The sequence below is a fragment of the Butyrivibrio sp. YAB3001 genome (assembly GCF_900112195.1).
Taxonomy (GTDB): Bacteria; Bacillota; Clostridia; order Lachnospirales; family Lachnospiraceae; genus Butyrivibrio.
On the sequence record NZ_FOKR01000031.1, the window covers coordinates 1 to 24,044 of the forward strand.

General features: G+C 36.0%; 18 protein-coding genes and 1 pseudogene. 9 read left to right on the forward strand and 10 right to left on the reverse strand.

The annotated features are described in order from the left end of the window. Positions 1 to 28: 28 nt before the first annotated feature. The 8 genes and pseudogenes from BM086_RS19270 to trpD all read right to left on the reverse strand — a co-directional run bounded on the left by BM086_RS19270 (position 29) and on the right by trpD (position 11,558). Positions 29 to 3,457: a DegV family protein gene (locus BM086_RS19270; RefSeq protein ID WP_092331649.1), complete on the reverse strand. Its 3,429-nt coding sequence runs from the start codon at positions 3,455 to 3,457 to the stop codon at positions 29 to 31. Then, the gene (locus tag BM086_RS19275) at positions 3,454 to 5,520 is read right to left on the reverse strand and encodes a hybrid sensor histidine kinase/response regulator (protein ID WP_092331652.1); all 2,067 of its coding nucleotides are present in this window, start codon (positions 5,518 to 5,520) and stop codon (positions 3,454 to 3,456) included. The genes BM086_RS19270 and BM086_RS19275 overlap by 4 nt, the downstream gene beginning before the upstream one ends. Positions 5,521 to 5,619: 99 nt before the next feature. After that, positions 5,620 to 7,032, reverse strand: coding sequence for a GGDEF domain-containing protein (locus BM086_RS19280; protein ID WP_141107799.1), 1,413 nt, complete (start codon positions 7,030 to 7,032; stop codon positions 5,620 to 5,622). 181 nt (positions 7,033 to 7,213) lie between these two features. Further along, a complete protein-coding gene (trpA, locus tag BM086_RS19285) occupies positions 7,214 to 7,987 on the reverse strand; it encodes a tryptophan synthase subunit alpha (protein WP_092331660.1) in 774 nt (257 codons plus the stop codon). Further along, complete coding sequence (gene trpB / locus BM086_RS19290) at positions 7,980 to 9,203, reverse strand: tryptophan synthase subunit beta (RefSeq protein ID WP_242952277.1); 1,224 nt, start codon at positions 9,201 to 9,203, stop codon at positions 7,980 to 7,982. Before trpB ends, trpA begins: the two co-directional genes overlap by 8 nt. Beyond that, positions 9,201 to 9,764: pseudogene (locus BM086_RS22020) on the reverse strand (phosphoribosylanthranilate isomerase); the annotation flags it as partial. The gene trpB and the pseudogene BM086_RS22020, both read right to left, overlap by 3 nt. A 2-nt stretch (positions 9,765 to 9,766) precedes the next feature. Beyond that, positions 9,767 to 10,546, reverse strand: coding sequence for an indole-3-glycerol phosphate synthase TrpC (gene trpC / locus BM086_RS19295; protein ID WP_092331722.1), 780 nt, complete (start codon positions 10,544 to 10,546; stop codon positions 9,767 to 9,769). After that, positions 10,533 to 11,558, reverse strand: a complete 1,026-nt coding sequence (trpD, locus tag BM086_RS19300) for an anthranilate phosphoribosyltransferase (protein WP_092331669.1) — start codon at positions 11,556 to 11,558, stop codon at positions 10,533 to 10,535. The genes trpC and trpD overlap by 14 nt, the downstream gene beginning before the upstream one ends. A gap of 974 nt (positions 11,559 to 12,532) precedes the next feature. On the opposite strand from trpD, the gene BM086_RS19310 reads away from it, so the two are divergent. Beyond that, positions 12,533 to 13,189 carry an ion transporter gene (locus tag BM086_RS19310; RefSeq protein ID WP_092331678.1) on the forward strand — a complete coding sequence of 219 codons (657 nt, stop codon included), beginning with the start codon at positions 12,533 to 12,535 and terminating at the stop codon, positions 13,187 to 13,189. 15 nt (positions 13,190 to 13,204) lie between these two features. Here the strand turns inward: BM086_RS19310 and pdxR are convergent, their stop codons facing one another. Then, positions 13,205 to 14,278 carry a MocR-like pyridoxine biosynthesis transcription factor PdxR gene (pdxR, locus tag BM086_RS19315; RefSeq protein ID WP_092331683.1) on the reverse strand — a complete coding sequence of 358 codons (1,074 nt, stop codon included), beginning with the start codon at positions 14,276 to 14,278 and terminating at the stop codon, positions 13,205 to 13,207. A gap of 117 nt (positions 14,279 to 14,395) precedes the next feature. On the opposite strand from pdxR, the gene BM086_RS19320 reads away from it, so the two are divergent. The 5 genes from BM086_RS19320 to ybaK all read left to right on the forward strand — a co-directional run bounded on the left by BM086_RS19320 (position 14,396) and on the right by ybaK (position 17,840). Continuing rightward, positions 14,396 to 14,986 carry an ECF transporter S component gene (locus BM086_RS19320; protein WP_092331687.1) on the forward strand — a complete coding sequence of 197 codons (591 nt, stop codon included), beginning with the start codon at positions 14,396 to 14,398 and terminating at the stop codon, positions 14,984 to 14,986. Positions 14,987 to 15,453: 467 nt separating this feature from the next. Continuing rightward, a complete protein-coding gene (locus tag BM086_RS19325) occupies positions 15,454 to 15,678 on the forward strand; it encodes a hypothetical protein (RefSeq protein WP_092331692.1) in 225 nt (74 codons plus the stop codon). Positions 15,679 to 16,076: 398 nt separating this feature from the next. Then, positions 16,077 to 16,838: a ParA family protein gene (locus BM086_RS19330; RefSeq protein WP_092331695.1), complete on the forward strand. Its 762-nt coding sequence runs from the start codon at positions 16,077 to 16,079 to the stop codon at positions 16,836 to 16,838. Further along, on the forward strand, positions 16,839 to 17,288 hold the full coding sequence (locus tag BM086_RS19335; RefSeq protein ID WP_092331699.1) for a hypothetical protein: 450 nt from the start codon (positions 16,839 to 16,841) through the stop codon (positions 17,286 to 17,288). A 66-nt stretch (positions 17,289 to 17,354) separates the two neighbouring features. Beyond that, positions 17,355 to 17,840, forward strand: a complete 486-nt coding sequence (gene ybaK, locus BM086_RS19340) for a Cys-tRNA(Pro) deacylase (protein WP_092331704.1) — start codon at positions 17,355 to 17,357, stop codon at positions 17,838 to 17,840. 68 nt (positions 17,841 to 17,908) lie between these two features. Here the strand turns inward: ybaK and preA are convergent, their stop codons facing one another. After that, complete coding sequence (preA, locus tag BM086_RS19345; protein WP_092331707.1) at positions 17,909 to 19,399, reverse strand: NAD-dependent dihydropyrimidine dehydrogenase subunit PreA; 1,491 nt, start codon at positions 19,397 to 19,399, stop codon at positions 17,909 to 17,911. A gap of 283 nt (positions 19,400 to 19,682) precedes the next feature. On the opposite strand from preA, the gene BM086_RS19350 reads away from it, so the two are divergent. From BM086_RS19350 to BM086_RS19360, 3 genes are all read left to right on the forward strand, one after another. Next, a complete protein-coding gene (locus BM086_RS19350) occupies positions 19,683 to 21,293 on the forward strand; it encodes an alpha-L-arabinofuranosidase C-terminal domain-containing protein (RefSeq protein ID WP_092331711.1) in 1,611 nt (536 codons plus the stop codon). A gap of 128 nt (positions 21,294 to 21,421) precedes the next feature. Beyond that, complete coding sequence (locus tag BM086_RS19355; RefSeq protein WP_092331715.1) at positions 21,422 to 21,637, forward strand: PspC domain-containing protein; 216 nt, start codon at positions 21,422 to 21,424, stop codon at positions 21,635 to 21,637. Between the two features lie 713 nt (positions 21,638 to 22,350). Beyond that, complete coding sequence (locus tag BM086_RS19360; RefSeq protein WP_092331719.1) at positions 22,351 to 23,724, forward strand: replication initiation protein; 1,374 nt, start codon at positions 22,351 to 22,353, stop codon at positions 23,722 to 23,724. Positions 23,725 to 24,044 lie beyond the last annotated feature (320 nt).

Below are 24,044 nucleotides of genomic sequence, written 5' to 3' on the forward strand. Positions count from 1 at the left end.
ATTTTTTTACATATTTTTTATTTTATCTTTATATACCGCAGTCTTTAGGCAATAAATCACTTATTTTTTCATAGTTTTCTTCATTACAGCACTCTTTTATATTATCTAATATTCTCCTATCATAATCAGACACATCATAATCCTCAAGTTCTACCAATGTTCTCTTTAACAATGATATGTTTTCTTCTTCAACACATCGCTGTATTGTCTGATATGCACTCCTGATAAGGATATTATCATATTCTTGCTTCTTATCTTCCTTAGTACTTTTTTCAATTTTATCTTCTTTCTTATCCCTTTTACCACTACCTTCATCTTCATATATTGAGGAGAGTTTTTCCCTCAAATTCATCAGGTCCTGCAGAAACGATTGTGTATGTTCTTTTATATAATTAAGGCCACTCTTTTTTCCGGCCATCTCAAGACGCTCCGCCTCATCACCAAGTTCCGTGGCTCCAACTATTCGCGCCGAGCTCTTTAATGCATGAACTTTTATCGTATAGTCATTCCAATTCTCATTATTATAAAGAGATTCGATTTCTTTTGACTTTGGAATAACAGAATCATAAAAGATTTTCAGAACGCCTTTAAAAGTCTCCTCTGAACCACTGTTCTCAATAGCTTTTTGAACATCTATTTCTTTAATGTCATCGTACCATTTTGGTTCTTCTACAGATGACATCATTTCCGTATTTAAAGGTTCTTCTTCCTTATATATAACATCCTCTTCATCATCTCTAAATACAGGTGAAAAAATCTGATCGAATCTGTACGGATGGTCACCCTTTATTGCATAAGCAAGACCAATCGCTCCCATACCACAATTAAGTGACATTACTGCCGATGCTTTCTGGAAAATAATATGTTCAAAAGCAAACCTCTTTCTTATTCTGGCTTCAATGCTCTTCATTTCTTCGTCACGTAGTTCAATATAATCCACAAATATGACATCAAGATCAGGTTTTATTCTCTTCGGAAGAGCATTATCTATATACTTTTCATAGCATTTTCCAAGTTCTCCAACATACATTCCTGTTACACTGAGCTTTCCATTCTTTACACATAATCCAGGACGCAGGTCAAAGATTTTCATGAAGCTGTAAATTCCTTTGCCCACAGTTCCCCTCTTCATCATAAAGCCAGCATCACTTGTGACAAAGCTGCAACTCATTTTAGTCTTTAAATAGTTTAGTTCATCCATTATTTTTTCTGCATTTCTGCCTTGTAGTGCCATTCTGTGCGCAAACAAAACAAGCATTCCCATTGCACTTGAATTGACATCTGAATTGAATATCAGTATATTTCCATAGGCTTTTGCCGCCTCTGTGGCATTTTCATATTCCTTGCTTATTTCTGGCGGAAGGGTAAAATATATTACCTGGTGAGCCTTTTTTACTTCCTGGCCGAAGAAAACTTCAAACTCTTCTACCGTTGGTGCAGATGAATCAAACGATAATCCATTCTTCATATAATATACGACTTCATCTGTGCTGGCTTCATATCTGTCATAATATGTCTTTCCACCAACATGAATACTAAACGGAAGTATATCTATGCCGCATTCACTTATCACTTCTTCCGGAAGATCGCACATACTACTGGTTGCAACTATAACAGGAAGTTTTTTACTATAACCTCTTGCAGTATTCATCTGAACCTTATTCAAATCTGTACCGGCGCTTCGAACCACCTTATATTCAGGAATATATTCCAAAAGCTTTTCTTCAAGCTGTTTTCCAGAGACTGGTTTCAAAATATACCCATCAAAACCGCTGCTGTTATAAAGTTCAATGTCTTCTGTCCCTGCATTTGCAGTTACTACTATTATTGGAACATGCTTATTAAGCCCACCAGTCTGATTCCTGATAAGCTGCATGCATTTTATCCCATCCATCCCAGGCATTAAATGATCCATCAAAATGACATCATATCTATCATTTAATGTCATAGATAGTGCATCTTCACCATTAATTGCAGTATCAATCTCCATCTCTGTGTCGTAAAGAAGTTTGCTCTCAACCGCAAGATTCATCTCATTGTCATCAACTATAAGTATTCTTACCTCAGGAGCTGTAAATTCAGGTATAAATTCGCTACGCGTTTTATTTTTTTCATAATCAGATATATTTAGATTTCCAATAGCATCAGGACTTGTGACTTTTTGCCAGAGTGAAACCATAAATGTGGAACCTTCCATATAGACACTACTTACAGTGATCTTTCCATCCATAAGATCCACTAACTGCTTTACGATAGCAAGCCCTAGTCCTGTCCCTTCAATCTTAGAGTTTTTTTCTTCGTCAACTCTCTGAAATGCATCAAAAAGATATGGAAGCGTATCTTGTTTTATCCCGGTTCCGGTATCAATCACAGAAAAAAGAAGGCGTATTTCATTGTCATGTAATTCTTCTTTTTCTATATGTAGTGTTACTGTTCCTTCCTTTGTATACTTGATTGCATTGTTGAGGAGATTGACAAGAATCTGCTTGATACGAACTTCATCGCCAAACATTTCAGCCGGTATTGAAGGGTCTATTTCTATCTTGAACTCAAGGCCTTTTTGCTCCGCTCTCATCCACATCATGTTGGCTATCTCTGATACCATAACGCCCAGATTATAATTCACCGGTATGATGTCCATTTTTCCCGCCTCAATCTTGGATAGATCAAGGATATCATTTATCAATGAAAGCAACATCCTGCCTGCACCCTGAATGTTATTTGCATCACGGATGATCTCATCAGAAGCATCTTTTTGCCTTAAAATGATTTCGTTAAGTCCCAAAATCGAATTAATTGGCGTTCTAAGCTCATGACTCATGCTTGAAAAGAATCGATTCTGAGCACGAACAAGTTCTTCAATCTTACTTGTTTCCTCCCTTGCTCTCTTGTTCTCTTCTCTGAAAAGCCACTCTTCAAACCAGACCATAAGACATCCAACTATCCCGATTACTATCACTGACAAAAGGGAATCGATGTAAAACACATTTTGGGGATGTCCACTAATAAGATCTGGATAAAAATAGCTTGTCGCATAAAAAATGCATGCCTCAAATGTCAAAACTGTAAGTAAAACCGGCTTCCATTTTCCGCTTAAAACCACCCCCGTATAAAGGTATGCAAATATAAGCCATAGAACTCCACCGCCTTCAACACCTCCACCAAAATAAAACAGTATTGGCAATATAACGCATACAAGTCCAATTACTATTATCCTGACTGCCAGTACAACATTATTTTTCATAACAGAAACGAGTGTTATAACAGGCACGATGATAATAGTCACAACTAGAGTCACTATCTCGACAACGTTCTCTCCACATACAATATCGCCAATAAGAGCAAGCGCTATTGCTAACACAGTCACCATTGTAAGGAGAATAAACACTCTTTCCTTAAAACTTCTAGAGGAATCCTTCAGTCTTTCAATTATGCTCATAAAGAATCTGGATATCATCGAATACCTCCGTTATGGCTGCTCTTTCTATCAGAAAGAATTCGCTTCATCACTCGTTCAAAATCACCGATATTTATAGGTTTACTGATAAATCCATCAAAACCTTCTTTGAGGAACATCTCTCTGGCTCCGCTAATTGCATTTGCAGTAAGGGCAACAATCTTAACCGGCTTTCTTTTCTGGTCAGACATAAGCCTTAGTTTCTTCATCGCCTCTATTCCATCCATTTCAGGCATCATATGATCCATAAATATAACTTCATAATCATTAAGATCATATTTTAAAAGTGATTCTTTTCCACTTCCCGCAGTATCTATGACCATGTCATAATCTTTAAAAAGGCCTGTTGCTACCACAAGATTCATTGGTTCATCATCGACAATTAGAGCTTTTACACCTTTGAGAAGACTCGCCATATCCTCTCTATCTGTGCTGGCTTCTATATTGTAATACTCCCCGTTTAATATCTTTACTACGGGATACGCATACAAAGGTTTTGGCATTACTATAACCCGACTGTTCTTCCTGAGCGTGATTCCGCTTTCGGTGCATATAGTCACCACAATATTGCTATTTGCCAGTTCATCAAAAAATCCTGGCTCATTCCTATATTCATCACTACCAATGAAAATGTGTGTTATCTTTCCTTTTTCCAATAGCTTTTTTAATTCGTTTAGATTAGGAGCATTATAGAGATTAAGCTTTAACCCCAAAGCCATGTTTGATGCCATCGATACATAGAATTCACGAACAGCTGTAATTCGGAATTTCTGTGGAAAGACATGGAATGCCACATTTATATTTTTTGTATCGCTCACACTAAGGCATGGAGATGAATCCACTATTTCCTGTACAATACTTACACTCACAGTGGTACCTTTATCTCTGCTGCTATCAATAGAAACAAAACCTTCCATCATCCTTACAAAACCATAGACGATTGAAAGCCCCAGGCCAATACCTCCTGAACTTCTGTTTCTTTTTTTATCTGCCTGATAATGTCCCTTTGACACCTGGTCGATATCCCTTTTAGTCATTCCGATTCCTGTGTCAGTAACTTTGATTATAAGATTGATCCCATAATCTCTTCTTGTACCTGTTATCCTAAGATATACGCCCCCTGCTTTTGTGAACTTAAAAGCATTATCCAGCAGATGAATGATTATCTTTTTTACCTTGTTTGAATCACCTTTCATGATCTCTGGAACTTCCGGATCAAGGTCAATCAGAAAATCCAACTCTTTTTTATACTCCATCGCATTGTAATTCATCACAATGTCATTAAGCACTGATGTAATGGAGTATTTATCAATCTCAAGGACAGAGTCCCCCCTCTCAATCTCGGTATAATCCTGAATATCCTCTATCTGACGGGATAGACGCCTTCCTGCCCCCATGATAGCCAGCACATCATCTCTGACTTCTTTTTTTAAAATTAGAGACGACATTCCGTTGATGACATTTACCGGAGTTCTCAGTTCATGAGAAATATTGACAAGAAAATCTTCCATTCCTTCCCTGACAACTTCTTCCACCAATTCTTTCTGCTTAAGCTCATTTTCCATAATGATTATGTACTTCAGAATTTCTAAAAGACCTTTATAAATACATGCCTCAGATATTATCTGAAGAGCAATCCTGGAAATAGTTATGGAATCCAATTCTGTAGACTTTGTAATTATCGCCCATATCGTATGCATCGCCATTATTGAAAGAAATTCAGTTAGCAGAAGATCAAGATATTCCTTTCTTTTTATAAGCGTAGCTGTAACCATCAAGAGCGCAGATATTACTATTACATCAAAATAACTTGACGAATGCATACCATGATAGAATGCAACCACCATCGCAAATATAAGATAGAAATTTTCTCGAAACCTCTCAGTATCATATTGGCTTATATGAAAAAACCATGATGCCACTATTCCACCGGTTATAAGCGGTGGAACCCACATTTCCCATCCCTTAGTTATGCTATCCACTATAACAGCAATACATGAGATAGTTATAATGAACACAACAACATTATGTGCCTTGACTTTTCGATTGGTTTCTTTTTCCAATTTATCTACCCCTCATTTCACAAAAATACATGAATAGCTTTCCTGTGGATAGCAAAAAAACCAGCGCCATTATCCGCGCTGGCTTATAGATGCTCATTATTATTCTCTTGCCATTTTTGATGCCTGTTTATTCTCGTACATCAGATTGTCTGCTCTTTTAAACACGTCATTCATGTTTTTATCAGTATTCTTATCAAATATTGCAACTCCTACTGCTGCAGAATAACGTTCCCAAGGCTGTCTGGATTCATCAGAAGATGAAATATCAAATGAAGCCTTAAGCTCACTTATAAGTCTATCCCTATTGTCATAATCCCTATTTTCCAGGAGCACAACAAATTCATCCCCGCCGATTCTGAAGACAGGTGAATGATCAAAGATGACACAGATCTGATGGCACGCACCAAAAATATAGTCATTTCCATGTTCATGCCCATAATTATCATTTATCTTCTTAAGATTATTAAGATCGGCCATGATAATGCCAAACCTTGCACGCCCATTTTTTATATCTTCATCAACACGGCTCTGTATCTTGTCATACCACGCCTTGTTCTTTACATGGGTAAGTGCATCCTGATAAGCCAAAATGTCCATATGACTCACCTTAGTCTTCATGTCCTCAACTTTGCCTTCTGCATCAAGTATATTCTTGACATACTTGCGCATATCTGATGACATTTGTGACACTGCAACAGAAAGGGATTCCACTTCATTATTTGTGTGTATGTGAGGATCATCGTATCGAAGCATATTAGGATCTGACTGATCGTGACTTCTTTTTGCAAAAGAGACAACGCTTTTTTCGAGCTTTCTGATAGGCTCTGTAATATTTCTGTTCATCCACATGATAAAAAAAGTGATGAATAATATTCCTAAGATGATTATAAGGACTATGTTTACAACGGTATATGTTCTTATTGCACGTTGTAAGTCCTCAACCTCGATATCTACGCACAACAGCGCATAATGCTCCCCGCTGCTGTTTGTCAATGGAAATGCCGCCGTATAATCATATCCCCATACGGTAAAATTTTTGAAGAAAGAAGTATCATCCTTTTTTATCGCATCATAGTATGTAAGAAGGTCTTTTTCCTCGTAAACATCATAAAGCATAAGCCCAAGATAGTAACCATCCGGATCAGTAGCCCTTCCCAATGCTGTGTCAGCCGACAGCACATTCATCATAACTTTCTTATCTTCTTCAATGATTGGCTTGACAATATAAAGATAATGGATATCAAAATCTTCCATAATAGAATCCATAAAACTCATAAGTGTTTTGTATTTCTCGGACTCTTCACCCGTCTCAATACATTCTGACAGATCATCATTATCAATATGGCTCTCTACAAAGCGTAAGATATCCATCATTCGTCTGTCGTAAGAATAATACAGAGAATTGGTAAAATTCATGTACGTTATAATACTCAACACCAAACATAAAAGTGTAATGAATCCTAATGTAAAAATGAAGATGCTCCGCTTAAGTGGCTTTTTTCCTATACTCACAGTACATACTCCTGACAAGATGAATTGTGGGATAATTATTATCTGCTTCAATATGGTCTTCAACGGAATTTAAACATTTTCTTCCTTATATAATGATAACATTAATGCATAATAAAGCTAGCGTAGTAGCCCACGCTAGCTTTTATTTCATCAAATATTTATATTTTTCATATTTTTCTTATCATGCACTGAATTTGCTTTTTAGATCACTTACTAGTTTTCCGACATGACTTGGCGAATCTTTTCCATAAACTTCAATTACTCTTACAATAGCAGACCCCACTATTGCTCCATCTGAAATATCCGCCATCTTTGCAGCCTGTTCAGGAGTCGATATACCAAATCCCACTGCACATGGAGTATCTGTAGTTTCTCTTATCTTTGAAACTATGTCCGCAACATTTCCATTTATCTGCGTTCTTGTACCTGTAACTCCAAGGCTGGATACAATATAAATAAAACCTTTGGCTACGCTTGCAATCTTTGCAATTCTTTCATCAGATGTAGGTGCCACCATTGAAATAAAATCAATTCCATATTTATCTGCAACTATCTCAAACTCATTTTTTTCCTCAAATGGGACATCCGGAAGGATTATCCCATCCATTCCTACTTCTTTACACTTATCGAAAAACTTGTCCATCCCATATGAAAAAACAACGTTTGCATATGTCATAAATACCATAGGCAGTGAAATATCATATCTGATATCTTTCACCATGCTAAAAATATCATCTGTTGTGATCTTGTTCTTTAGCGCTCTTAGATTGGCTCCCTGAATAACAGGTCCTTCAGCTGTTGGATCCGAAAAAGGAATTCCAAGCTCTATTAAATCTGCACCATTCTTTTGCAATTCAAGCAGAATTTTCTTTGTTGTCTCAAGGTCAGGATCCCCACATGTAACAAAAGGAATAAATGCCTTTTTATTCTTAAAAGCCTCTGATATCTTACTCATGAATATCCTCCCCTCTGTAACGTGCAATCATGGCACAGTCCTTGTCTCCTCTTCCAGATATAGTGATTACAATTATCTGGTCAGGCTTCATTGTAGGCGCAATTTTTATGGCATGCGCAACTGCATGAGCACTCTCAATAGCCGGTATGATTCCTTCAGTTCTCGATAAATACTCAAATGCCTCAACTGCCTCTTCATCAGTAACAGGAACATATTCTGCTCTTCCTATATCATGAAGATAAGCATGTTCAGGACCTACACCCGGATAATCAAGGCCTGCTGATATAGAATAAACTGGAGCAATCTGTCCATATTCATCCTGACAAAAATATGACTTCATCCCATGAAATATACCGATTTTTCCAGTATTGACAGTTGCTGCTGTCTCGAAAGTATCTATTCCTCTTCCTGCTGCTTCACAACCAATCAGTCGAACATTTTTATCTTTCACAAAATTGTAAAAACTGCCCATTGCATTGGATCCACCTCCAACACATGCAATAACTGCATCCGGAAGTCTTCCTTCCTTTTCAAGTATCTGATGTTTTATTTCTTTCGAAATAACGGACTGAAAATCTCTTACTATCGTAGGAAATGGATGTGGCCCCATAACAGAGCCAAGACAGTAATGTGTATCATCTATACGCCTAGTCCATTCCCTCATAGCCTCAGATACTGCATCCTTTAGAGTTGCTGTTCCAGTGGTTACAGGAATTACCTCTGCTCCAAGAAGGCGCATTCTGTAAACATTCAATGCCTGCCTGTCCGTGTCCTCTTTCCCCATAAACACTACGCATTCCATTCCAAGCAGAGCTGCTGCTGTTGCTGTTGCCACGCCATGCTGTCCAGCTCCAGTTTCAGCGATAAGTCTTGTCTTTCCCATCTTTTTTGCAAGAAGGGCCTGGCCAAGAACATTATTTATCTTATGAGATCCCGTATGATTAAGGTCTTCTCTTTTAAGATATATCTTTGCTCCGCCAAGGTCCTTTGTCATCTTTTCAGCAAAATATAGTCTCGACGGACGGCCTGCATAATCATTTAAAAGCTCTTCCAATTCCCTGTTAAAACCGGGATCATTCTTATAGTAGTTATATGCTTTTTCAAGTTCGATGACTGCATTCATAAGTGTCTCAGGAATATACTGTCCGCCGTGGATTCCAAAACGTCCATTTTTTGAATTGTCATCGTTTCTTGCGTTCCCTACAAAATCTTCCATTTTTTTCACATCCTTTTTTCCATCTGTCTCAATACCACTGCTTACATCAACGCCATATGGATCAAGTTCACTTATCGCCTTTTTAACATTTTCAGGAGCAAGTCCACCTGCCAAAAAGTATTTTCTGTCAAACCCTTTTAGCAAAGACCAGTCAAAGCTCTTCCCATCGCCTTTTCCGGCATCAAACATTATCATGTCAGCCGGACTTTCCTTAGCTCTGATCAGGCTATCCTTATCTGAGACCTTGAAGGCTTTAATAACCGGAATATTAAGCTTTTTCAGCTCATTTATATAAGATTCGTTTTCATTTCCATGAAGCTGTGCAACATCGATAATTCCATCATTAAAAAGATCCCTTATCACATCTTTTTGCGCATCAACAAAAACGCCTACAGTTTTTATACTGTCATTAAGATTAGCTCTTAATTGCCTTGCCTCTTCCTTTGTTACATTTCTGATGCTCTTGTCATAAAACACAAATCCAACATACTCCGGAGCCAGTCTGTTTACAACATTTATGTCACAACCGTCAGATAATCCGCATAATTTTATAACAGCCATGTCTAAACTCCTTTCAGTTGATCAAGCATTTTCTTTTTGTTCTGAGCTCTCATTAGCGTCTCTCCAATGAGCACTGCATCCACCTTCGCTTTCCTGAGTCTTTCTATATCTTCTGCCGATCCTATACCGCTCTCTGACACAAAGATTACATCTTCAGGAATCATTTTCCTTAATCCTATACTGTTTGAAGTATCAACACTAAAATTTTTCAGGTTGCGATTATTTACTCCAATAACCCTTGCACCGGCAGATAGCCCTTTTTCAATTTCATTTTCGTCGTGTGCTTCTACCAAAGCGCTGATTCCAAGCTCATCACAAATCTTTATGTACTCTGAGATCTGTCCCTCGGTAAGTATCGCACATATCAAAAGAACTGCCTTTGATCCCAGCGCTTTCGCTTCATATATCATATAATCGCTAACTGTAAAATCTTTCCTTATGCACGGAATAGTGACCGTTTTTGCAATTTCTTCAAGATATCTGTCATTTCCCAAAAACCACTTAGGCTCAGTAAGGACAGATATGCAATCTGCTCCTGCATGCTCATATTCCAATGCTATATTCAGATAATCAAACTCTTCTGCAATAATTCCTTTGGAGGGAGATGCTTTTTTACATTCGCAGATAAAAGAAATATCATCCTTTTTTAATGCTTTTTCAAATTCAAAATCACCTATAGGAAGCTCTCTTGCAACCTTTTTAATTTCTTCAAGCGATATTCTTCTCTGTGATATTTCCACTCTTTCTTTCGCATGACCAGCAAGTTGTTCAAGTATGTTCATCATTGCTTACCTTTATGAAATTCTCAAGCGTCTCAAGCGCTTTTCCTGAATCAATAGTTTCTGCCGCAAGTTCTATACCTTTTGAAAAACTTTCAGCCTTTCCTCCAATATATAAAGCTGCTCCAGCATTTAGAAGAACCGCATCTCTTTTCGGTCCCTTCTGGCCATTCAATATTTCGCGTGTAATCTTCGCATTTTCAGCCGGATCTCCACCTTTTAGATCCTCTTTTGTGCATTTATTAAATCCAAAATCTTCCGGTTCTATGGTGTAGGATTTGAACCATCCATCTTTTATCTCACATACCTTTGTTGGCGCACTGAGTGAAATTTCATCAAGCTTATCCATTCCATATACTACCATTCCACGTTTTACGCCAAGACTGATAAGAACTTGAGCCAGTGGTTCCACCAGATACTCATCATATACCCCCAAAAGCTGCATCGACGGCATTGCAGGATTTGTAAGTGGGCCAAGAATATTAAATACAGTTCTGAATCCAAGTTCTTTTCTTATAGGCCCGACATATTTCATTGAAGAATGATATTTCTGCGCAAAGAAAAAGCACATTCCAACTTTTTCAAGAAGCTCAACACATTTATCAGGATCCTGCTGAATATTTACGCCAAGAGCTTCCAGGCAATCTGCAGTTCCGCAGAGTGAAGATGCAGCCCTGTTTCCATGCTTGGCAACTTTCATTCCACACGCAGCAGCAATAAGTGCAGATGTAGTTGAGATATTAAAGCTTCCTGCATTGTCACCACCTGTACCTACAATTTCAAATACATCCATTCCTGTATTGACCTTTGTTGCATGATCTCTCATTGCAGCTGCACAGCCTGCTATTTCATCTGTAGTCTCTGCTTTGGCACTCTTTGTCGAAAGCGCAGACAAAAAAGCTGCATTTTGTGTAGGTGTGCTTTTACCGTCCATTATTTCATTCATAACGGTGTATGCTTCATCATAGGTAAGATCTTTCTTGTTCACGATTTTTTCAATTGCTTCTCTTATCATCATTGCCTCCTGTAGTCTTTTCTATCAAAGAGGTTTGGATACAACAAAAAGTCCTTGATAGAAACATATTTGTTTTCTATCAAGGACGAATAATCTTAATCCGCGGTGCCACCTTGAATTCACAGTCAAGCTGTGCTCTTAACAGGATACTAACATATCCCTGACAACTAACGTATGCCAATACGTCGTAGAATACTCTGCCCCAAATGCATTTGACTACGCCCTCAGTGGTCCATTTGACAACTTGTTTCTTACCCTTTCTCAGCTACAGGGCTCTCTGTACAGGCATCATTGCCGTTATCTCCACTTCATCGGTTTAAAGCGATATACTATTTTCTAATACTCTACTCCTAACTACCCATATCGTCAAGAGGAATTTTGTTTTTAATTTTTTAATTTTCTAATAAATATTTTCTTTTTTTTTAATAATTTGCCTCTGATATCTAGTATATAATTATCTATATAACACAATATATTGTATTTAAATTCGTTGATACTTGTTGGGGGGAGGATTAAAATGTCAAACTGTGCCTTTAACAATGCAAAAAAAATCAGTCATTATTCGCCAAAGATAATTGACACTGTAAAATTCAACGGTCGATACATAGATTCACATTCATTTTGGTCTAAAATAAAATGTTTTATTTCAATCAGTATTGTATTGGGGATTATTGTTTTTGTCTGTGCCATGATGCATTAAAACAATTGTTACTCCCTGCTCTCCATACAAGCCAGACTGATACATCCTCTGAAATTGATATCAGTCTGGCAACCTCCTAAAAATTTTTCTGCTATATCTTTTATATCTATTATTTTCATTTCTTTTTATTCATTTCTTGAAAAAAATCCTTTGTCATCCAATATAGTAATTATGTTGATTTTCATCGGAGGCAATTCTTTATGCGAAAAAGAATATATAAATAATAGAAATATCAAAATACAATGACAATATCAGCGCTATTTATGACGCCATAATGCTTCTCTCAATAATCCTCAGCCTAATCCCGCTCGCTTTTATAAGACCCATCCTGTTTTTTCATTACACAAATCTTGCCACAACTATTCTATTTATCATCGACTATATATTGAGATTTATAACAGCAGATTATAGACAAAAAGACAGTTCTCCCATTGCTTTTATCAAATACCCTTTTACTCCGTGGGCTATAATTGACCTTATCTCAATACTTCCAACACTATCAACTCTTAACAGCAGCTTTAAATTATTAAGAATGTTCAGTATAATACGAACCCTTAGAGTATTCCGCGTATTCAAGGCCTTTAGGTATTCAAGAAGTATTGTAATCATATCACATGTAATACATAATTCCCAAGACGCGCTCATAGCGGTCTGCACCCTTGCAATCGGATATATCTTGGCGTCCGCTCTTGTCATTTTCAATGTTGAAGCCGATTCCTTCAACACATTTTTCGATGCAATTTACTGGGCTACCGTATCTCTTACAACTGTTGGTTATGGAGATATTTACCCTGTGACCACTACCGGTCGCATAACAACAATGATTTCATCAATGTTTGGAATTGCTATAGTAGCCCTTCCAGCAGGTATAATAACTGCTAGATTTATGGAAGCTCTCATCGATGACAAAAAGAAAAATCCAAAACAATGATCCTCTTTTCTTTATTCATGATTTTATTCGGTTGAGCCTGCGCACTTTATTTATATGTCTTTCAAAGTCGCCGCTGCATATAAGTTCAGCTATAACCAATTGATCAATTGTTGGAACCGGGCACTCATAAAAACCCACTTTTTTTATAAAAAGATCTTTTAGCTTTTCAGGTACGACCATATATGCTGCTCTTGTGTAACTTCCAATTGTTTTGGTAAATGTATTGACATATATTACTCTTTGGCTATCATCAATGGAGAATAATGTCTCTTCTGGTTTTCTGCTCGGCGTGAATTCTGATTCAAAATCATCTTCTATGATATATGCATTTCTTTTATTACTCCATTTCAGGTATTCTCTTTTTTTTGCAGCAGAAGCAGTGACTCCACTCGGAAAACTCCTGTACGGTGTAATGTGAAGCACCTTCATTGGACCATTCCATAGCTGTTCACTGTCAACACCATCTGCTCCAAGATCCAACATCTGAATATTTGCACCGCCAGCTTCATAAACCATCGCTATCTTTTGATAAGACGGGCTTTCTATACCATATATTATTTCTCTTCCAAAAGTCTGTACTATCAGCCCATACAGATACTCTGCCCCTGCTCCTACAAATATCTGATCCGGGTCAACTGTAATTCTTCTGCTCCTTGCAAGATAATCTGCTATTGCCTTTCTAAAACTATATATCCCCTGCATCGGAGACTTCTCCGTTACTAAATCTCCATATTCACTCAATACTCTCCGGACAGTTTTCGCATATATTGAAAAAGAAAATGCAGTATCCTCATTACTTCCCACTTGCACTTTAACACTATTTTGAATATTGTTTTCCTTGACTCCACTAATACCTGTATAAACTTGTTTATCATCAAACGTAATAAAATATCCGCTCTTTTCTCTGGTTGAAATATAACCTTCTTCAGCCAGTAGTTCATATGCATGGACAACTGTAATGACACTGACACCCATTCTTTCAGCCATTACTCTTTTTGATGGAAGCTTTTCTCCAAAAAGGTATCTTCCTTCTATAATATCTTCTTTAACTTCTTCATATATTTTTATGTATTGTTTAGTGGCATTCATATGTTAACCCTTTTTATCTGGTCATATGTTTTTTTCTGATTTTGATGATAATAATATTATCAGTCTGATGGTATATTAAAATTCATGTAGAAGTCAATCATGTAGGAGGAAGGAAAATTGAAGCACAATAACATCATCAATCTGTCATACACCGGTCTCATGGCTGCCCTATGCTATGTGGGCTATGCAGTATTTCCAGCAATAAACGCATCCGGAACCAAAGTTCATATCGGTAACGCCTTTGTTGTGCTTGGAGCATTACTATTAGGAGGTGTTCATGGAGGTCTTGCCGGCGCAATAGGTCTATCAACCGCTGATATCCTTTTAGGATATGCCGCTTCAGCTCCAAGAACATTCATCTGCAAACTCGTAATCGGAATAATTGCAGGTCTTATAGCTCATAAAATTTCTCATATTTCAGATGAACATCCTAAGAACTATGTTTTAAAATGGTCATCCATTTCAGCAATCGTATCACTTGCTTTTAACTGCATCTTCGAACCAGTTTTAAAATATATATGTTTTACACTTTTAACTCCCAATACTGAAAAAGCGGCCTCAGCTATCAAAGCTCTGCTTGCTGTTACAACTTATTCAACAATCATAAATGCAGTTATCAACTCTGTTCTCGCCATAATTCTATACAATGCATTAAGACCAGTTCTTTTTAAAGCAGGTTTTTTTCCTCAAGTTTTAAAAAACAGTTAAGTAATTGACGCTTTCATTCAAATCATACTCTAATTTTATCTCTGCACATGCATAAAAGATGTCTGTGCAGTTTTTATTTCATCTATATTTTCTTAAAATTTATACGAATTTTATAATTTTCAGAAAAACTTTATCTGGCAAACAGATATTGAACATATTCTTGTTGTAGACTAATAATCTATAAGATCAATTTTTGTTCTTATCTTGTTATATTAACAAAACAATGCTTTGTTAATTACCCATTTTAATTATGATTTCATTTTGAGAGGCGTTTTTATGAAGAAGCCACACTCTGAGAATTTTAATAATCAATCTAAAAAATCTATAATAATTGATACTGTTAACATTCATGGCAAATATATCGATATATGCACCATCAAAAAAGCAATTTTAAATTTTACATTCATAGTAGGTGCGCTTATTGGATTACTGATCATAATACTTTTCTAGAAAGGAACAATCACGTTATGGGAAAATTTGAAGCTGAAATTGCTGAATATGTTGGAAATTACACAAGAAGACATGGATATCCTCCTACAGTTGAAGAACTAATTAGAACATTTGGCATCCTGACTATACTTACTATGCTATTTTATATTTTTAACCTTTATAAAATTGGTATGATCAGGAACTCTCTTTTCTTTGGAACATCCGATCTCCAACTCATACCATTAAAAACAGACCGTTACTAATTACATTTATAGCTTATAACTTTTCAACTAAATAATTATTTACACGTATTTCAATTCCAGGGCAGATAATTCTTCTGCCCTTTTTATTTTGCAATACAATATATATGCGTATTTATGTATTAATAATTATTATACATATTTATTAATACATAAATACGCATATATCAAACAATACATAATATTACAGTTATTTTGCATTTCATTATTTCATTACATTTTGTATATCATTAATACTTTTTTATTTGTATTATTGTAATATTATATTCCATTATATTTTATTTTATATTACATTTTATTTTGTGTTATAATATTACTTAATATTTCATTTCATACATATAGTATTTTTTTATTTCATTATATTTCATATATTTTGTATTACATTGTTGGAGGAAAACAAAATGGCAATCAAGATTGCAATTGCAAATCAAAAAGGTGGTGTAGGAAAAACAACAACAGCAATATGTTTAGCACAGGAACTGAGACGAAGAGAATATAATGTTCTAATAATAGATAGTGATGCACAATGCAACTCAACATCTTTTTATGAAGCAAAAACAGAGGACCAGGAAACCTTACTTGATATTTTCTGCGCAGATGAACCCGGAAGAAACTGTGTACAGCATACAGAAAAAGGGGATATCATCGCATCAGATCCTCAGCTAAAGGATGCTGAAACAATGGTAAAAGTTGACGAAAGAAGATTCAGTCATTTAAAGAGATCCTGTAGAGAACTGGAAAATGAATATGATTATATAATAGTTGATACACCTCCTGCAATCGGAGTTGCCTTAAAAAACGTGCTTGCATATGTTGATTACATTGTTATCCCTGTCGAAGAATCGGGTTGGTCAATGGCTGGTCTTATGGATTTTGCAAAAGCAATAGATATGGCCAGAGATAATAATGAAAAACTAAAAGTTGCAGGTATTCTTATCGTAAAAACAAAGCCAAACACCAAAAAATCAGAAAGAATGAAAGATCTTGCTGATACTCTTGGCACCGCACTTGACACTAAGACATTTGAAACAAAAATACGAGAGAGCAGTGCTTGCGCAGAAGCTTTAACAGAATACTGCATACCTCTTCATGAATATGCTCCTCATGCAACGACTACACGTGATTATGATTCTTTCATCGATGAATTACTGGAGGTAATCTAAATGGCAAAAAGAAATTACGAAAGTAAGATAGCAATTCAGACAAAAAATTTTATTGGCGATAAAGATAAATCCACTGAAGAAATATCTGCCATCACCCCATCTGATATCAGTGAAAAAACTGAGCAACGTGTAAATAAACCAGCACCAAAAGAAAGTACAACAAAACAAAAAGATAATACACAAGCACCTTTCGTTCCAGATGCAGAAGATATAGAAGACAAGGTCAACAGCATAATAAAATCACTCATAGACTCTGGAAAACTCCTAGAATTAACAAAAAACAAAAAAAGCGGACGTCCCAAAAAATATGAAGATGAGACCGTTCTTTCTTCATTCCGTCTTACAAAAACAAACTATGATTTTGCCTATAAGATGGGAAGAAGCGACTTTGCCAGCATGACAGAATATATAAATCATCTGATCGACCAGGACAGATTATCTCGTTCTTAAAATCACACCTTAGGTAAAATAGAAGCATCAGATGCAACAACCTATATTTATGATATGGAGAATAGAATGTCCAAAGAAGAAAAAACAAATGTAATGCGAATTTTAGATGGCAAAAAAATTACCTATAACAGTTATTCCTACAATCCTGATCCGACAATGACTGGAGAAGAGATAGCCTCAACACTTGGAGAAAATCCGGATAAAGTCTTTAAGACACTTGTAACACAAGGTAAATCAGGACAGTATTACGTTTTTGTCATTCCTGTAAAAGCAGAGCTTAACTTAAAAAAAGCAGCTTCTGTATCAGATGAAAAAGCAATAACCATGATCAAGCAAAAAGAACTCTTGCCGCTTACAGGATATGTTCACGGAGGCTGTTCTCCGATTGGAATGAAAAAACAGTTTAAGACATTCTTACATGAAACAGCAATTAATTTTGATACCATATATATAAGTGCCGGTAAAGTAGGTTATCAGATTGAAATATCCCCGGAACATCTAAAAAAAATGGTAAATTTTACTTTATCAGATATAGTGATTGATGAAGTCTAATAATAAAAGGGAAAACGCTTGCTATAATCGCTTTCCCTTTATTATTTATGCTTAATCAAAATATTTTTTTATCTTTGAATCCGCTTTTCCGCCGGATATATTGCATCACATGGACATACAAGCATACACAGATGGCATCCAACGCATCTGCTCCCATCAAGTTTTGGGATACGATTCTCAAATCTTATTGCCTGATGTCCTCCATCATCACATGAAATAACGCACCTTCCACATCCAATGCATCTAACTATATCAAACTTTGGGAAAAGCACAGAATCCCGATCAAGAACATCAGTCGTTTCACTAACACTATCCAGTCCGGCTCCTATAATATCCTTAACCGAACCAATACCCATCTGTGCAAGATAATAATTAAGTCCATCTTTAAGATCATCTATAATACGATATCCATACTGCATCACAGCAGTAGTAATCTGAATGGATCCGGATCCCATTAGTATAAATTCCAACGAATCTCTCCACGTTTCTATACCTCCCATACCACTTATATGTTTTCCCTTCATTTTAGTATTCTGTCCAAGTTCTGAAATAAACCTAAGTGCAATGGGTTTTACAGCCAATCCACTGTAACCACCTATCGCTGATTTTCCTTTAACTGCAGGAGCAGAAACATATGAGAAAGGATTTACACCCATAACAGACTTTATGGTATTGATCGCAGCAATACCATCGGCCCCTCCGGAAATAGCTGCTTCCGCCGCCGGACTCATACTGGCAACATTAGGTGTAAGCTTTGCAATAACCGGTATTTTTGTCCCTCGTTTTGCAGCTCTTGTATATTTTTCCACCAATTCAGGTATCTGTCCTATATCAGAACCAAGACCATCCTCTTGCATATTTGGGCATGAAAAATTGAGTTCTATGGCATCCGCTCCATTTTCCTCACACAATCTGGCTAGATTTTCCCATTCTTCTTCATATTGTCCCATTATAGAAGCAAGAATAAACTTTGAAGGATATTTTTCTTTTAACCGTCTAAATATCTCCATATTTTCAGCCACACTATGATCAGATAACTGTTCAATGTTCTTAAAACCAACTATACTTCCATTATCGCCGGTAATAGCAGAAAATCTTGGTGATGCCTCATGTATATCAAAAGAGCAGATAGTCTTAAAGCACGCACCTGCCCATCCAGCTTCAAAGGCCCTGGCGCACATATCATATGTAGATGCCACAACAGATGACGATAGTAGAAATGGATTTTCAATCTCAATCCCGCATATATCACACTTTAATCTGGAATAATCCACTGGTATATCAATTTCTGCTTTAGGACGAACTTCATTTATTAATTTCTCTATAATACCCTTTATATGTACTTTACCCTTTTTTACACACGCATCCTCGCATTGACCGTCACAATTTATGCACGGATTATCATCAAGCTCCAATGCCGCTATATCTTCATTATCAAACCATACATGTCTTAATACCTTTACGGTATTTATAAACGGACAAGCATCTGAACACGGAGCATCTTTACATAAACAGCAAGAAATCATGTCGGATCGCTTTATCATGTTTTTTAGCAGCATAACTCCAACCTCCTGTTATAATTCAATCATTCATTCTTATTATCAATCATTTTTAATCGTTTTATTACATTTTTAATATATCACTTTTTCCATCGCCGGACATACAAATTCATTTTCAAAATGCCAATAATTAAGCACCCTCAAAAAATAGCAATAATACGCATACTTTAGACAATAATACGTTAGAGCTTTAATAACTTGTATGATAAATTATCTATTGTAAAAATCATATTTTTTATCATCACAAAGGGGTACGAGTAATAAAAAAGAGAAGGAGTATTGTATGGCACAAAATGCAAAAATAACCGTTCATCCATCATATACAATAGGAGAAATCTCTGAGAGACTCTTTTCAGCATTCTTAGAGCCGATCGGAACAATGGTAAATGGAACCATGTATAATCCAAAACACCCGACAGCAGATGAACAGGGATTTAGAAAAGATTTCATAGATGCGCTCAAGGCCACCAGACTTCCGGCAGTAAGACTACCCGGAGGAAATTTTGTATCCGCATGGCAATGGAAAAACTCAATCGGACCTGCAGAAAACAGAAGAGCATGCCTTGATCCTGCATGGCATCAGTATTACACAAATCAGGTGGGGCACGATGAATATCTGCAATGGGCAGCAAAGGTAGGGACTGAACCTCTCTATACAGTAAACATGGGAACCGGAACAATACAAGATGCCATGGATCTTGTAGAATATACAAATCATATTGGAGGAACCTACTGGTCAGACCTTCGCCGATCATATGGACACGAGGAACCATACAATGTAAAAATGTGGTACCTTGGAAATGAAATGGATGGCCCATGGCAGCTCGGCGCATGGGATAAAAATCCTGAAGGATACGGTCATAAAGTCCTTGAAACATCAAAAGCAATAAAATGGATCGATGAAAAAATAGAAACAGCAGTCTGCGGATCCTCAGCACCTTTCATGGAAGGCTTCCCTGCATGGGATGAAGCCGTTTTAGATAAATGCTATGATGTCGTGGATTATGTCTCTGTTCATCATTATCACAGCGCCGCTCCCGGAAACATAAAAGGACTCTTAGGTGGTTCTTTATACTATGAGGACTTCATAAATACTGAAATAGCAATGATCGATTATGTAGCCTCCAAGCACAGATCTCCCAAAAAAGTCAATATTTCTTTTGACGAGTACGAAGCTATGGTAAGACCACTTCAGCAATTACATCCTGGTTATGGAAGATACAATATGGCAAGAAATCATTACCATTTTGATCCATCCAGAAATTATATCAGGCATGATCCTGATAACATGCCTGAGCGCCAGTTCCCAGGAGGAGATATGCTTCCAGCTCTTTCTATGGCATCAATCCAGCTGGCTCTTCTTCGTCACGCCGACAGAGTAAAAATTGGATGCATGACAGGAGGACTAAATGCACTCGCTGCATCTAACCATGACCATGTATGGAAAAACGCATCACATCATGTATACTCATCGCTTCTTGCATATGCCAAGGGAATATCTCTTGATACAAAAGTTGAATGCGAGACCTATGATATGCCAGGCTATGCAATAGAAGACACCTCACAATACACTGGAAAAGAAGGTGTTAATTACATTGATTCCGCATCTGCATGGGATCAGAATAATAACAGATTGACAATATTTGTAATAAATAGAAATGAAGATTCAGAATATCCACTTACCATTGATCTTATGGGTTTTGATGGGTATAATCCTGCCATTGCTTATAAAATGCATACAGATGATCTTGAAATCAAAAATAGTTTTGATAATGAAGATGCTCTCATCCCTATGAAAGAAGATAATTATACCTTCGAAAACGGTATCTTCAAAGTATATGTAAAACCTCTTTCATGGAATGTATATGTATTCGAAAAAAAATCTTTTTCCTAAAGAGCAAAATAAAACATTAAAATCTCCATAAAATAGTATGTAATGTTCCTCAGATTAAAGATATAATGTTTTTATCAAAAACATTCAAAGTACTAAATACAATACAGATCTTAAAGGAGGACTGTTTTATGGAAAAGAAACTATACAGAAGCAATGAAAGAAAAATATTTGGTGTTTGTGGTGGAATCGCTGAATATTTCAATATCGATCCGACATTAGTAAGAATAATCTGTATAGTTCTTGCAATAAACGGAGGTTCTGGAGCTTTATTTTATCTGATTGCTGCACTGCTCATGGATAACAGACCAGACTATGTCAGCAGATATGAAGACAACAACAAATAAAACTCTGAAATCCTACAGAAAAGCATCTCATGTGAGGTGCTTTTTGTTTTTATGACTTATTGTTAATCTGTCATTTTTAATATGGAATATGACAGATTTCACACTAAAAACCATGTATGATGATTTCTTACATTATAGACATTTAGAATTATATTTTTAGTCTTTCTTTCGGATAGAATAGTATGAGTATAGTATTAATGTATAGTATGTATAGAAAAACTGTTGAGAAGCCAGTAAACATGCGGGTTTCAAGAGTTTAAATGTGACAAAAAACACACTAAAAAATGACAGATTTTACACTACTGCCGACAGATTTTACACCCGAATATGACAAAAAACACACTATACGACAGATTTCACACTAAATTATGACAAACGATCAGAAAGTCATATATGACAAAAAACACACTTTGGCAATAAAAAAGTAAAACTGATGATGCAAATTATTGACTAAAATGGTTGAAAAAGGATGCAATATGACAGATTTCACACTAACGTTGATGTTGACATAATTTGTCGTAATTACAGAGATATGACAAATTTCACACTAAAAATGCGTGATAAAATGGCACTTCTTAAATTTGAATGACAAATAACTTTGATGTCGTAATAACACAAAATATGACAGATTTCACACTATTGACAGCTATATTGAATAGCACTAGAATTATTAAAGACATGACAAAAATATGTCCTGTCATAAAGGAGAATAAATGCGGCGTTATAATAATCAGCCATTGACAGATTCGTTAGGACAGATTGAGCATCAAACTGTGCATACCATGCAGGGAACTATTGTTGACCATGATGAAATTGAGGCAGAAGTAGTAGACTCAAATGGACTTGCAGTAGTGACAAAGGATGAAGCACAGCTAAAGGAATATATTAAAGAAGCAATATCGATAGACAATCTTGTCGAAACATTCAATGACAATGCACACCTGACACTGCTTAAGCTTTTAGCGCTTCAGGATAATAAACATCCGCTTAAAAAAGGCGGAGTAGGAATAGCATATCGTACAGATGCACTTATCATGCATTGTAAGATGGAATTTACATCAGATGAAAATATAGTGTTTGATGCTATTTTGGGTACAATGTCTACATTTCCTGAAAATAAAGTATACAAGATAGAGCCTTCAAGCTTTTTAAGTCATTCTAAGTATTCTGATTCGAAGTATTTATATTCTGTTTTTAGAAAAGGTACAAAGAAGTTAAAAGAACGACATCTTGTATTTGAAGATTTAGGACCAGACGGGGAAGATGAGATTTCAGTGCCATGGTTCAATATCTTAAGATATCATAATGGCAAAGGAAATAGTAATGAATCGTCGGCATATATCGAATTTGTTCCATCCGATTTTTTCAAAGATCTTGCGTTGTGTTCTCAACTTGTGCATGGGGCATACGGAGCACTTGAGGTTACAACGCAGCTTCAGGGAAAATATACGATAGCTCTTTATTGGTTCCTTGAAAATAAAAAGAACTACAAAGAATTTCCAAGTGCAAACCCAGGAACTTTCAGAATTTCCATAGAAGACTTAAAGCATCAGTTTTCAATACCAGAGTCTTATACTACTGGAGATATTAAAAGAAGAGTATTGGATCCTGCCAAAAAAAGTATTAATGCCGTAGAAGAATGTGATTTTACTTTTGACTATTCTGTGCAAAAAGTAGATGGAGCTGCAGCAGGTTACATGTTTATCATAAAAACCAAGCAGTATATCGAAGTTTCTGAACAGAAAACTATAGAAGAGAAAAAAGACGATATCTTTTTTGATCAGATGAAGATGTTTCTTACAGCTTCTTATATTCATTTTTCTGATGAAGAGATTGAAAGAGTTTGTGCTCAGGCGAAGAGACTTAATAAAGATGGAATGTATATGATGCATATCATATTAGCATTCAAACAAAGGCTTGATGATACTTCACTTGATGCCATTGATGATAAGGTGGGATACCTTTGCAAGATGATTGAGCAGGGGAGCAGAAATTCAAATCAGAGTAAAAAGACTTCCAGTTTTGGAAAATATTTACAGAATGATTATAACTTTACTGATCTTGAAGACAGGTTGTTGGATAATTAGTTATAAAAATTTCAGTTAAAACATGTAAAGAGCATAGCTTGGATTATATATTGCAATACAATAATACAATATATAATGAAATACAAAATAAATAATCATGATTTTACAGGAGGCTATTCTGCTCAGTCACTTAAGTGTCTTCTTATATATTATGAAATAGAAAATTGCAAAAGAGTTAAATTCATTAATCTTGTAAAGTCTTCTAAAGGATATTTATATAGAGAGAAAATGAAGATATCAAATTTTTGATTTAATTTTCAATATATAAATGGATTGGCATTGCTGTATAATCCTGTCTTTGACAGGATAACAATAATAAT